The following is a 12,835-nucleotide window of genomic DNA, read 5'->3' on the forward strand; positions in this document are numbered from 1 at the left end:
TATATATTGTATTTTTATTTGTTTTCTTTGCCAAGACTGCTACGCACGAAACGCATGAACAACTGTGCAGCCTCTATCTCCTGCCCTTGTGCTGATACAAAACAAAAATGACGGGTAAATTGAAGTCCGGACACGTCTATCACACGGAACAGACCTTCTCCCAACTCCTTCACCAAGGCAGCTATTGATATTATCCCCATACAATCACTGCATGAAAGAAATGACTTGATACTCTCAGTACTGCCCAAATGCATTCTTACATTGAGCGACGAAAGCTTCAGACCTTCCTCGGCAAGGACAGTCTCGATTGCATCAAGTGTTCCCGAACCTCTTTCTCTCAGGACAAGCGGAATCTTGCAGAACTCTTCAAGGGTTATTTCCTCTACATCGGCAGGAAATGCTGACGAACGTACTACCGGAACGAGCTCATCACAAAGGAAGGCCTCGTACTTCAGATTTGGAGTACGGAACACTCCTTCCACCATACCTAGGTCTATAGTATGTTCCGATACGGCGTTCTCCACATTACGGGAGTTGGTATCGATGAGCGACACCTTTATCTGTGGATATTTCTCCGTAAACTTTGCCAGTATCGGAGGAAGGATGTACTGGGCTATTGTAGTACTTGCCCCCAGACGAAGTTCGCCTGCATATTCGTTATTGAGCAGATGCATGTCGTATTCCATCTTGCGATACTCCGTAAGGATACGCTCGCAATGTTCCATCATCACCTTTCCAGCTTCGGTCAGGGTTATCTTGTTGTTCATACGGTCGAACAGACGCACGTGGTACATGCTTTCCAGTTCGTGTACATGTTTTGTCACTGCCGGCTGACTGACAAACAGTTCCTGTGAGGCTTTTGTAAAGCTTAGGTTCTTGGCAACACTGTAAAATACTTTAAGACGGAAATCGGACATGGCTAATTTATTTTTAAATGGCATTTAAATACTGTTTAAACGGTACTTAAATGCCGTTTAAATATCTATATGCATTCTGCTGCTGACCATCGTCGGCAGAGCTGCCGACCATCGTGAGCAGAGGTGCCGACCATCGTCGGCAGTGGTGCTGACCATCGTCAGCACCTAGAGCTGTCTAAAAATCACAGTTCTTCTGCTTTTATACCTAATGCCTGAAGGACTGCAAAGCCTAACATCTCAAAAGAATATGCAGCCTCATCTTTAGGCGGATTCATACCGAAGAGAGTCACGCTGTCTTTTCCTTTTATCTTGTTGAGTGTGGAATGTGTTTTCTGCTGATAGGCGTCTTCATCGGCAACAGTAACGACACGTTTCACGTCCTTGGATTCTCCTGCCAGCATAAGAGCCTCGTTGAAAAGGTCCTCGCATGTAGCCATATCAGAAGGCTGGAATGAATAGATGGAAAATTCGCCTAGCTGACTCTTGAAAGCGACATTGTTGAGTTCCTTATCCAAACCGGACGGAGTACAGAACGACATACGTGGCTCCGCAGAGTCGTATATGAAAATTACCTGAACTGCATTGTCACCCAACACAACTCCGGAATCCAGCGCCAGACATTCAAGCAACGAAGCAAGGTCCGCCTTAGGCAATTCTCTATTAATTATTGGTGAAAAATGATTGGCCATATCACGGACCACTCTATCAAGATACGATGCATCGATAAGCATCACGTTTGGTGCAAATTCTATTTTCTTTTCCATAAAAATTCAATTACCGTGTAAAGATACTAAAAACTTTACAGACAAACTGTCCTGAAAAAGGACAAAATTGCAGTCCTTTGCGCTAAGTATCTGACATTTAGACATATAATCATTCAAAAAACGGGTTTGGCAAGAAGTTTGGAGTAGTATAAGCGTGATTAAAAACAAAAGGTAAAAACAAGGATAACAAGGTATTGGAATAACAGGTAAAAAGATTTTTGGATAACAAATAAAGTATAAAATAAGAAAGGAGAATATATATGAATTTCAACAACTTTACAATCAAATCGCAAGAGGCTGTTCAGGAGGCTGTGAACTTGACACAGAGCCGCGGACAGCAGGCCATAGAGCCGGAACACATACTTGCGGGCGTACTGAAGGTGGGCGAAAACGTGACCAACTTCATATTCCAGAAGCTTGGAATAAATGGCCAGCAGGTAGCTACTGTTCTTGACCGTCAGATTGCATCGTTGCCTAAGGTTTCCGGTGGCGAAGCTTATCTGAGCCGCGATACCAACAATGTATTGCAAAAGGCAGTTGAGTACTCAAAAGAACTTGGCGACGAGTTCGTTTCACTTGAAGCTATACTTCTGGCTTTGCTCAATGTGAAGAGTACTGTGGCAACAATTCTGAAGGATGCCGGAATGACCGACAAGGAATTGCGTGCCGCAATCAACGAATTGAGACAGGGACAGAAAGTCACTTCACAGTCAAGCGAGGACACTTATCAGTCACTTTCAAAGTATGCGATAAACCTGATTGAGGCTGCACGTACAGGAAAGCTGGACCCGGTAATCGGTCGTGATGAGGAAATCAGACGTGTACTTCAGATTTTGAGCCGCCGTACAAAGAACAACCCTATCCTGATAGGTGAACCGGGTACAGGTAAGACAGCTATCGTGGAAGGTCTGGCACAGCGTATCCTTCGTGGTGACGTGCCTGAGAACCTGAAGAACAAACAGCTGTTCTCACTCGATATGGGTGCGTTGGTTGCAGGTGCCAAATATAAAGGAGAGTTTGAGGAAAGACTTAAATCTGTCATCAATGAGGTAACAAAATCGGACGGTAACATAATATTGTTCATCGATGAGATACATACTCTGGTTGGTGCAGGTAAAGGCGAAGGCGCGATGGATGCCGCAAACATTCTGAAACCGGCATTGGCCCGTGGCGAACTGAGAAGTATCGGTGCTACCACACTGGACGAATACCAGAAGTATTTCGAAAAGGATAAGGCCCTTGAACGTCGTTTCCAGACTGTAATGGTGGACGAGCCTGACACCCAGAGCTCAATATCAATCCTACGTGGTCTGAAGGAAAGATATGAGAATCATCATCAGGTACGTATCAAAGACGAGGCTATCATAGCCGCTGTTGAATTGAGTAACAGGTATATCACAGAACGTTTCTTGCCGGATAAGGCTATCGACCTTATGGACGAGGCTGCTGCTAAACTGCGTATGGAACGTGACTCATTGCCTGAAGAGCTTGACGAGATTGAACGCCGATTGAAACAGCTTGAAATCGAGCGTGAGGCTATCAAACGTGAAAAAGATGAAGCTAAACTTGCACAGCTTAACAAGGAGATTGCCGAACTGAAAGAACAGGAGACTTCTTACAAGGCTAAATGGCAAAGTGAGAAAGAACTTGTAAATAAAATTCAGCAGAACAAGAAGGAAATAGAACAACTCAAGTTCGAAGCCGACAAGGCTGAACGTGAGGGTGACTACGGTCGTGTGGCTGAAATACGTTACGGCAAGTTACAGGCTTTGGAAGCTGAAATCAAGAATATTCAGGAAGACCTGAAACACAAGCAGGGTGACAGCGCCATGATTAAGGAAGAGGTTACCGCAGAAGACATTGCTGACGTGGTATCACGCTGGACCGGAATACCGGTAAGCAAGATGCTGCAAAGCGAACGTGAGAAACTTCTTCATCTGGAAGACGAGTTGCACAAGCGTGTCATAGGTCAGGACGAGGCTATTCAGGCTGTATCCGATGCCGTAAGACGTAGCCGTGCAGGACTGCAGGATCCTAAACGTCCGATAGGCTCATTCATCTTCCTCGGTACGACCGGTGTAGGTAAGACTGAGTTGGCCAAGGCACTGGCAGAATATCTGTTCGATGACGAATCGCTGATGACACGTATAGATATGAGTGAGTATCAGGAGAAACACTCTGTGTCAAGACTTATCGGAGCGCCTCCGGGATACGTTGGTTACGATGAAGGCGGACAGTTGACTGAGGCAGTAAGACGTAAACCTTACTCTGTAGTATTGTTCGACGAAATCGAGAAAGCTCATCCTGACGTGTTCAACATCCTGCTTCAGGTATTGGACGATGGTCGTCTGACAGACAACAAAGGACGTACGGTGAACTTCAAGAATACTATCATCATCATGACTTCAAACTTGGGAAGCTCATACATACAAAGCCAGTTTGAAAAAATCACTCCGATGAATCATGATACGATAGTAGAGGAAACCAAGAATGAAGTGATGAATATGCTGAAAAAGACTATCCGTCCTGAGTTCCTGAACCGTATAGACGAGACTATCATGTTCTTGCCTTTGAACAAGAATGAAATAGAACAGATTGTACGTCTGCAGATAAACGGCATTAGAAAGATGCTTGAAGAGAACGGTGTACAGCTCCAGATGACTGACGAGGCTGTCGATTTCATAGCTACAGCAGGTTACGATCCAGAGTTCGGTGCCCGTCCTGTAAAACGTGCAATACAGCGTTATCTGCTCAACGACTTGTCAAAGAAACTTCTTTCACAAGAAGTAGACCGCACAAAACCAATCATAGTGGAACGTGGTGGAGACGGATTGAGTTTCCGCAACTAACAATAACAGAAAAAGAGGCCCGAGGGCCTCTTTTTTTATTTCAATTCAACTGATTTATATCTGTCGCCTGTAGCTTTCACAAGTTCCTTAAGGAATTCTTCAGGATATCCCGGACGCTCAAGCGGAGCAACATTTCCTGTTTCAGGAGCAACCATCTTGCCGTTCTTGACTTTCTTTCTTGCACCGTCATTATAACGTACGATAAGGAATTCTGCAATTTTCTTCCAGCGGTCGATAGTAGTACGCGCTGTCATATCTGTATAGTTAGTAAGGAAATCCTTAGCCTTTGCAGGGTCTTCCTGATACAACTTCAGTGCAGCGGATTCTATTCCTGACTGAGCAGATTCGAAAGTATCTTCAAGCTCATTCTGTACGGCACGCATATCATCTATCATCAGGCTGTAACGAGGACGGATCATGTCTGCCACCCAGTTGTAAATCCAGAAAGCAGAATCCCATGAGAATGTGATGCAGTCGCCGTTTCCTTCAGCGTATGGAACAGGAATTCTGTCCGTGCAGCAATAAACCGGAGTAAAGACAGTCATATTCGCATCATCAAGTCCGAACCACAATACACCGCCTACAGGGTCAGGCAGGTTGGCACGCATCTGTGCTACGAAAGAGAATGCACTCTGCTGTGTAGAGATAGGACGTTCGTTGAAGTATTCCACTCCGTCAACCTTGAATGTAAGAGGAGAAAGACGGTAAGGAGTTTCGAAAGGACCTGCGCCCAAATCCTTAGTGATGTCAAGCGGTGTACCTTCGTAATGGTCGCGCATTGCTCTTTGGACATCGCGTACAGAAAGTTTTGAATCAGCCTTTATATAAAGTGGCATAGGATCTTTGCTCTCGCCAAGGATATATGGAAGATAAGCATCACCAGTTGTCTTGCTGAACATATTATAGAAACTCCATACACGTGCCTCACAGAAACGGAGACCGCTGAAATCAAGTGGACAATATGCATCGGCAAAACTGAAGTCGGAGTTCTTGCCATTGAAATAGCCTTTTTCACGGGCGAACGAAATTACGTCCGGAGAATAAAGGCAGTTATCCTTGTCATTAAGATTGAATTTGTGGATACGACTCTGGTTGGCATGAGCAGCGATACAGTCGTCCGGAATGCGGACTGCCACCCATACTGCACCTTTGATGCCGGGACCCTTACCAATCATTTCCATTATCCATGCCTCGTTAGGATCGGCAATAGAGAATGACTCACCGCTACTGTAATAGCCGTATTCCTTTACAAGGTCTGTCATAACCTTGATGGCTTCCTTGGCTGTACGCGAACGCTGGAGAGCTACATAAATCAGGCTTCCGTAGTCCATGATACCTGTAGTATCAACCAGTTCAGGACGACCACCGAATGTGGTCTCGCCTATAGTAACCTGATATTCGTTCATATTACCCACTACATTGTATGTCTGCTTCGCTTCCTTGATCTGTCCGAGATACTTTCCGGTATCCCAGTCGTGAATATCACGCATGGCACCATCAGGATGTGTAGCGGCAGGATAGTGATACAACCATCCGAACATACCGTAAGAGTCGGCAGAATAAGACACTATTACTGAACCGTCGGCAGACGCTTTCTTACCGACAATAAAGTTGGTACAAGCCCAACCGTTTACTACAAAGGCTGTAAGCAACACCACAGCCATCAACAATCTGTTTGTCATAAGCGTTTGTGATTGAATAGTTATTTAGAAATTTAATTGTTTACGTGTTTCGTTTCCGCAATTGTCGGTCACCACGACCTCCAGCTTGTGAGGTACTCCCCTCTTTACTTTTTCCTTATCCTGGATGACAAGGATACCCTTCTTCAGACCGAAGAGAACGAACTTTCCGTCGATATATACTTTATATGAAGCTATCCCTGTAGCCTTGTCGGACACCTTGAAACGGATATTCGAAGTAGAACGCCATTTTGCCTTATCAAGCGGAACGACAGAAGGAGGAACAGTGTCAACAGCCACAGAATATTTTCCGAAGTTACGTACCTTTGCCCTCATCCAGCCATTGTCGTATTCACCTCCTACATAATATGTCCTCCTGTCGTCAATCTGCCTGATATAGTATTTATCGGGAGATACAGTATTCAGTTTTCTTACTCCTATAGCGAGTGGACAATAACCGTGAAGCGGAGTGTTTCCGGCATCAATATCATATTCAAGAGAAACGGCTGTTGTATCTGCGGATGAAATACCTACAGTAACTTCCACATCGTCATAAAGCATTCCTTTTGGGATAATAAACTCCATACCTGGACGCTGGATAATAGCCGTATGAGAAGACTGCAACAGTTCCTCTCCTTTCATATGGTATTCCGGGATTTCCTGCTTACTTCCTCTCACTGTAAACCTGTACGTGCTTTTATTACCAAAACTGTCTTCAAGTACATATACAAACTTATAATCCTTCTCCTGATCGATGTTTACTACACCTCTTCCATCACCTGTATGATGCAGACGCAGCTTGTTTCCGGGAGACTTGTACGAACGCATCATCAATCTGCGTGAACGCACAAGTTCATCATAATCTGTAAAGGTATTTATCATTCTGTTTTCATCGGGAAGAACCCTGTCCGTCTTACTGTTGAACACCTCAACAGAATCGACATAAAGAGTTACGGAATGTACTCCATAGAAATTGGATGTGCCGTCCATATAATCCTTGGCACTAATGGCAGCATATATCTGCCCCCATACAGTAACCGGCGACTTGATTGATGCCACAGGGTAAATCTTTTTATTGGTAGAGCCTTCCACTACTCCTTTACCCTTTACAAGATAAAGTCCTATAAAGCTTGCCTTCGGAGCCTTGGTATCCTTTATCTTGCTGCTGAAATAAGGCATAGGGTCAAGATATTCATCTGTACCGGTTTTTCTTATTTCAAGATGAAGATGAGGACCGGCAGATGAACCTTCATTACCGCTCAATGCTATGATGTCGCCCTGCTTGAACTCGAATTGGCCGGGTTCGGGATAGAGATAACATACAAAAGTCTCGTTGGAATACTGGTAGTCCCTTACATACTTCTCCACTTCTGGAGCAAATGAAAGAACATGACCATATACGGAAGTATGCCCGTCGGGATGAGTGATATATATAGCCTGACCATATCCGCTATGCTGAACCGCAACACGTGATACATACCCGTCGGCAATACATCTTACTGGATGTCCTACCGTACCTTTTGTCTTGAAATCCAGACCGTTATGAAAATGATTCGGTCGCAACTCACCAAAGTTGGCACTCAATAACAGTGGAAAATCAAGAGGAGAACAATACTTTATTGTATCGCCGGCATAAGACGCTGAGACAATACAACACAAGATTGCAAATATAGATTTTCTTAAATCAATCATCGACATTCTTATCAACCTTTCTTACTATAAGAATACTTGCTTCGTATAATACAAATATCGGTACTGAAACAAGCAACAATGTAAACACATCAGACGTAGGAGTAATCACAGCCGCCACTATAAGTGCCACAACGTATGCATGCTTTCTATATTTCTGCATGAACGAAGAATGCAATACCCCTATCTTGGCAAGGAACCAACAAACTACCGGTATCTCGAAAACTATTCCCATCAACAGGCTCAGAAGCATCAGCGTGTCGATATACGATGAAAGCATTATTGTGTTCTGAACATCAAGACTGACCTGATAGGATGCCAAAAAACGGAATGTAAGCGGGAATATGATAAAATAGTTTACCAACACACCGATAATAAACAGCAGATACCCGCTCGTTACCACACGAACAGAATATTTACGTTCATTCTCATATAACGCAGGTGATATAAAATGAAACAGTTTGTAGATGACATATGGTGATGCTACAATCAGACCTGCGTATATTGACACCATGGCATGCATCATAAACTGACCAGCCAACTGAGTATTGATGAGCGTGGAACAGAATTCGCCCGGACATAACCCAGGCATACCAAGCAACTCTGACAAACGACATAGGAATCTATAAAAAATGAAATCGGATTCCTTAGGCGCAAGAACAACCGCGAAAAGCTGGTCCTTGAAACAAAAGCCTATTATGGTGAACAACGCTACCACCCCAACTATACGGAAAAGCACACCTCGTAGCTCCTCCAAGTGGTCCCAAAAAGTCATCACTTTATCGTCCTGCTCCACTTTTATTGCGCTTTCTTATCTTTATTTTCTTTATCGGACATCTCGATATCGTCCTCTATTCCTTTCACTCCATCCTTGAAACTCTTTACTCCTTTACCCAATCCTTTCATCAGTTCAGGTATCTTCTTTCCACCAAACAAAAGCAAAAAAATAAGTCCGATAAGCAGGACTTCCTGCATCCCTATCCCCAATAGTAATAATGTTGTCATATGTTTTTATGAATTTAAATTTTTGAAATCGATTTTAAAAGCCAATATCCTCCGAAAATCTGAAGAAGCATTCCCGGAACACCTATTCTGAAATCCTGAAGAGCTGCATCAAAACTGCCACTTATAGCCCATTCTGCCATCCCGCCTACTATCTGATAAAACAGTACGACACCTATCAGTGAGAATATAGAAAGCTTTCCGGTACGGCTAGCCAAAAATCCAGCTGCCACCGCAAGCAGTACAGACTTACATATTATAGCCGGAAGCAAAGCCGGTACCGGCATTCCGAAGAAAAATGAATTTACAAGAGGAGAAAGAATTGCAACTAGCAGACCAAGCTTCACTCCATATTTATATGCCCCAACCAAAGTGAAAAAATAAATAGGCAACATAGTAGGACCGCCAAGATGAACCAGATGACACAACTGAGGCAGAAGTATATTTCCAAGTATAAAGAGAACAGAAAACAGATATGTCCTGCTCTGCCTGTAGGATAAAGAAACAAAGTTAAATGCTGTATTCATATCAAATATAAATGTTTACATTATTAATAGTTGCAAAGTTATTACTTTCACTCAATTATCTACCATATTATGAATGAAATAATTTCCATACCAAATGAAAAACTTATAAATATTTGGAAAATATGCAATTTCATCTTACCTTTGCATCGCAAAACAAAACAAACAAACTACCGATGAACAAAATTCTGACATACATACAACCACACACTCCGCTCCGAATTTATCTTACATTTGGACATCGCAGTGCGTCCGTTCATTGGTTCAGCGGATTCGAATAAGCATAACTTCTACATATCATTTTTCTTTATTAAGAGGTACATTATATATGTATCCCAAGGCAATCATATTCTCTCATTTTTAATATAGTACGGTTATGTTTACAATCATAGGAACAATGTTCACAGGAATTATTTTGGGTTATATTTTCAGAAACCTGGATTTTCTGAAAAAAACAGAAAAGACCATTTCTTATACTATCATATTGCTTTTGTTCATAATGGGGCTGTCAGTAGGATCGAACGACAGGATAATAGAAAACCTGGGAAGCTTCGGATGGCAGGCGGCAATAATAGCGTTCTCGGCTACTTGCGGAAGCATCATCGCGGCATGGCTGGTACTGACACTGTTTTTCAAGAAAGGAGAAAGCCATGAAGGGTAGCATGATTGTTCTTCTGTTTTTTATGGCAGGTTGCATATTGGGAGTACTGGACATAATACCTCTCGACTTGCAGAAAAGCAACCTGTCAATGTATATACTGTATGCACTTATGCTGCAGGTGGGACTAAGCATAGGTTCGAGCAAGGATCTGAAGTCTATAGTAAAGGATATACGTCCCAAATATCTGCTCATACCTCTTGCCACTATTATCGGCACACTGCTGTTTTCGGCATTTGCCAGTCTGCTTCTTTCGCAATGGAGCATTTTCGACTGTCTGGCTGTGGGTAGCGGATTTGCCTATTATTCACTGTCTTCAATACTGATAACACAGTTCAAGGAAGCATCTCTCGGCATTCAGCTTGCTACGGAATTGGGAACCATAGCCCTTCTTTCGAATATCTTCCGCGAGATGATGGCTTTGCTGGGGACACCGCTGCTGGTGAAATATTTCGGCAAACTGGCACCTATATCAGCTGCCGGAGTAAACTCTATGGATGTAGTACTACCTATTATAACAAGGTATTCAGGAAAAGACATGATTCCCGTAGCAATTTTCCACGGGATATTGATAGACCTTACGGTACCGTTTTTCGTATCATTTTTTTGCCGGCTTTAGTCATAAGCCGGCATTTTTTATACCTGTTTGTACATAACAATCAAAAGGATTCATTAAATTTGCAGAAAAATATACAAAACTAAAGGATATTGAATTTGACTGAATGATAGAAAAACATATTGTACTTGAAGATATCGATCCGGTTATCTTCTATGGCGTGAACAACGTCAACATGCAAATGATTAAAGCTCTGTTTCCCAAACTGAGGATAGTGGCTAGAGGAAATGTCATAAAGATAATGGGAGACGAGGAGGAAATGTGTGCCTTCGAAGAAGCTGTGACAGCACTGGAAAAACACTGCTCGATATACAATTCACTCAACGAGGAGGTTATTCTGGACATAGTAAAAGGCAAAAACACAAAAATAGAAAAGAACAGCGAGGCAATCGTGTTCAGCGTCACCGGAAAACCTATCATTCCGAGAAGTCCCAATCAGCTGAAACTGGTAAAGGATTTCGAAAAAAACGATATGATATTCGCCATAGGACCGGCCGGTTCGGGCAAAACTTATACCGCAATAGCTCTGGCTGTGAGAGCTCTCAAAAACAAGGAAATCAAAAAAATCATATTAAGCCGTCCGGCTGTAGAGGCAGGCGAGAAACTGGGATTCCTACCGGGAGACATGAAGGACAAGATAGACCCGTATCTGCAACCGCTGTACGATGCTCTGCAAGACATGATTCCTGCCGCCAAACTGAAGGAATACATGGAACTGAACATCATTCAGATTGCTCCTCTTGCATTTATGCGCGGACGTACGCTGAACGATGCGGTAGTAATCCTTGACGAAGCTCAGAACACTACCACTCAGCAGATAAAGATGTTCCTCACCCGTATGGGTATGAACACCAAGATGATTATCACTGGCGATATGACGCAGATTGACCTTCATTCGTCGCAGACATCAGGCTTGGTACAGGCAATGAAAATCCTGAAAGGAGTGAAAGGCATCAGTTTCATAGAGCTTAACAAAAAGGATATCGTAAGACACAAACTGGTGACAAGAATTGTGGAGGCTTACGAGAAATTCGAGGAGAAAATAAAATCCGAGAAAGCGGAGAAAGCAAAAGCCGAAAAAGAAGAAAAGGACAAAGCTGAAAAAACAGAAAAGAAAGCTGCGTCAAAACAATAATGGAAACAACATATTTACTTCCTAAAATATATAGAAAAGATGAGTAAAGCATTAACAAAAACAGACTTCAACTTTCCTGGTCAGAAGAGTGTTTACCACGGAAAAGTTCGCGATGTTTACAACATCAACGGTGAAAAATTAGTCATGGTTGCAACAGACCGTATCTCGGCATTCGACGTTGTATTGCCTGAAGGTATTCCTTACAAAGGCCAGATGTTGAACCAGATTGCAGCCAAATTCCTTGATGCTACAACTGACATCTGTCCAAACTGGAAACTCGCTACTCCGGACCCAATGGTCACTGTAGGTGTAATGTGCGAAGGTTTCCCTGTAGAAATGATTGTTCGCGGTTATTTGTGCGGTAGCGCATGGCGTGCTTACAAGAGCGGTGTTCGCGAAATCTGCGGTGTGAAACTTCCTGAAGGTATGCGCGAGAACCAGAAATTCCCTACACCAATCATCACTCCTACCACTAAGGCTGAAATGGGTATGCACGACGAAGATATCTCTAAAGAAGAAATCCTCGCTAAAGGTCTTGCTACTCCTGAAGAATATGCTACACTGGAGAAATATACTCTGGCTTTGTTCGAACGCGGTACAAAGATAGCTGCAGAACGCGGTCTTATCCTCGTTGACACTAAATACGAATTCGGTAAGCACAACGGTCAGATTTATCTGATGGACGAAATCCACACTCCTGACTCAAGCCGCTACTTCTACTCAGAAGGTTACGAAGAACGTTTCGAAAAAGGCGAACCTCAGAAACAGCTTTCTAAGGAATTCGTACGCGAATGGCTGATGGCTAACGGCTTCCAGGGCAAGGAAGGACAGACTGTTCCTGAAATGACTCCGGAAATAGTAAACTCTATCAGCGAACGCTACATCGAACTTTACGAACACATCACTGGTGAAACATTCGTAAAGGCTGATACAGCAGAACTTGCATCACGCATCGAAAAGAACGTTACTGAATACTTGAAATAATTATGACCGGGCGGGGCT

At 43.2% G+C, this 12,835-nt stretch carries 12 protein-coding genes; 5 read left to right on the forward strand and 7 right to left on the reverse strand.

Annotated features, from left to right (window positions below):
• Nucleotides 1-14: 14 nt before the first annotated feature.
• A complete protein-coding gene (locus I6E24_RS00065; RefSeq protein ID WP_235325231.1) occupies nt 15-917 on the reverse strand; it encodes a LysR substrate-binding domain-containing protein in 903 nt (300 codons plus the stop codon).
• A 182-nt stretch (nt 918-1,099) separates the two neighbouring features.
• A complete protein-coding gene (locus I6E24_RS00070; RefSeq protein ID WP_235325233.1) occupies nt 1,100-1,681 on the reverse strand; it encodes a DUF6621 family protein in 582 nt (193 codons plus the stop codon).
• A 260-nt stretch (nt 1,682-1,941) separates the two neighbouring features.
• Here I6E24_RS00070 and clpB point away from each other — a divergent pair, with 260 nt between their 5' ends.
• On the forward strand, nt 1,942-4,530 hold the full coding sequence (gene clpB / locus I6E24_RS00075; RefSeq protein WP_235325235.1) for an ATP-dependent chaperone ClpB: 2,589 nt from the start codon (nt 1,942-1,944) through the stop codon (nt 4,528-4,530).
• A 35-nt stretch (nt 4,531-4,565) separates the two neighbouring features.
• Here the strand turns inward: clpB and I6E24_RS00080 are convergent, their stop codons facing one another.
• From I6E24_RS00080 to I6E24_RS00100, 5 genes are read right to left on the reverse strand one after another with little or no spacing between them, the layout of a single operon-like run.
• Entirely contained in the window at nt 4,566-6,212 is a 1,647-nt protein-coding gene (locus I6E24_RS00080; protein WP_235325237.1) for a C69 family dipeptidase, read from the reverse strand.
• Nucleotides 6,213-6,236: 24 nt separating this feature from the next.
• Entirely contained in the window at nt 6,237-7,901 is a 1,665-nt protein-coding gene (locus I6E24_RS00085; protein ID WP_235325239.1) for a M23 family metallopeptidase, read from the reverse strand.
• A complete protein-coding gene (gene tatC, locus I6E24_RS00090) occupies nt 7,894-8,694 on the reverse strand; it encodes a twin-arginine translocase subunit TatC (protein ID WP_235325241.1) in 801 nt (266 codons plus the stop codon). The genes I6E24_RS00085 and tatC overlap by 8 nt, the downstream gene beginning before the upstream one ends.
• A 2-nt stretch (nt 8,695-8,696) precedes the next feature.
• Complete coding sequence (locus tag I6E24_RS00095; RefSeq protein ID WP_235325243.1) at nt 8,697-8,903, reverse strand: Sec-independent protein translocase subunit TatA/TatB; 207 nt, start codon at nt 8,901-8,903, stop codon at nt 8,697-8,699.
• 14 nt (nt 8,904-8,917) lie between these two features.
• Nucleotides 8,918-9,427, reverse strand: coding sequence for an ECF transporter S component (locus tag I6E24_RS00100; protein WP_235325245.1), 510 nt, complete (start codon nt 9,425-9,427; stop codon nt 8,918-8,920).
• A gap of 373 nt (nt 9,428-9,800) precedes the next feature.
• Between I6E24_RS00100 and I6E24_RS00105 the strand changes: the two genes are divergently transcribed.
• From I6E24_RS00105 to I6E24_RS00120, 4 genes are all read left to right on the forward strand, one after another.
• Nucleotides 9,801-10,085, forward strand: coding sequence for a LysO family transporter (locus tag I6E24_RS00105; protein ID WP_154043010.1), 285 nt, complete (start codon nt 9,801-9,803; stop codon nt 10,083-10,085).
• Nucleotides 10,075-10,701, forward strand: a complete 627-nt coding sequence (locus I6E24_RS00110) for a lysine exporter LysO family protein (RefSeq protein WP_154043011.1) — start codon at nt 10,075-10,077, stop codon at nt 10,699-10,701. The genes I6E24_RS00105 and I6E24_RS00110 overlap by 11 nt, the downstream gene beginning before the upstream one ends.
• A 103-nt stretch (nt 10,702-10,804) precedes the next feature.
• On the forward strand, nt 10,805-11,833 hold the full coding sequence (locus I6E24_RS00115) for a PhoH family protein (protein ID WP_235325247.1): 1,029 nt from the start codon (nt 10,805-10,807) through the stop codon (nt 11,831-11,833).
• A gap of 39 nt (nt 11,834-11,872) precedes the next feature.
• Nucleotides 11,873-12,817, forward strand: coding sequence for a phosphoribosylaminoimidazolesuccinocarboxamide synthase (locus tag I6E24_RS00120; RefSeq protein ID WP_235325249.1), 945 nt, complete (start codon nt 11,873-11,875; stop codon nt 12,815-12,817).
• The last annotated feature ends 18 nt before the right edge of the window (nt 12,818-12,835 follow it).

Origin of the sequence: Bacteroides caecigallinarum, assembly GCF_021530995.1 — a bacterium.
Taxonomy (GTDB): domain Bacteria; phylum Bacteroidota; class Bacteroidia; order Bacteroidales; family Bacteroidaceae; genus Phocaeicola; species Phocaeicola faecigallinarum.

Coding starts and splice junctions, on each gene's coding strand:
- I6E24_RS00095 (WP_235325243.1), bottom strand. CDS start 8,903: ATGACAACATTATTACTATTGGGGATAGGGATGCAGGAAGTCCTGCTT.
- I6E24_RS00100 (WP_235325245.1), bottom strand. CDS start 9,427: ATGAATACAGCATTTAACTTTGTTTCTTTATCCTACAGGCAGAGCAGG.
- clpB (WP_235325235.1), top strand. CDS start 1,942: ATGAATTTCAACAACTTTACAATCAAATCGCAAGAGGCTGTTCAGGAG.
- I6E24_RS00105 (WP_154043010.1), top strand. CDS start 9,801: ATGTTTACAATCATAGGAACAATGTTCACAGGAATTATTTTGGGTTAT.
- I6E24_RS00115 (WP_235325247.1), top strand. CDS start 10,805: ATGATAGAAAAACATATTGTACTTGAAGATATCGATCCGGTTATCTTC.
- I6E24_RS00070 (WP_235325233.1), bottom strand. CDS start 1,681: ATGGAAAAGAAAATAGAATTTGCACCAAACGTGATGCTTATCGATGCA.
- I6E24_RS00120 (WP_235325249.1), top strand. CDS start 11,873: ATGAGTAAAGCATTAACAAAAACAGACTTCAACTTTCCTGGTCAGAAG.
- I6E24_RS00065 (WP_235325231.1), bottom strand. CDS start 917: ATGTCCGATTTCCGTCTTAAAGTATTTTACAGTGTTGCCAAGAACCTA.
- I6E24_RS00080 (WP_235325237.1), bottom strand. CDS start 6,212: ATGACAAACAGATTGTTGATGGCTGTGGTGTTGCTTACAGCCTTTGTA.
- I6E24_RS00085 (WP_235325239.1), bottom strand. CDS start 7,901: ATGATTGATTTAAGAAAATCTATATTTGCAATCTTGTGTTGTATTGTC.
- I6E24_RS00110 (WP_154043011.1), top strand. CDS start 10,075: ATGAAGGGTAGCATGATTGTTCTTCTGTTTTTTATGGCAGGTTGCATA.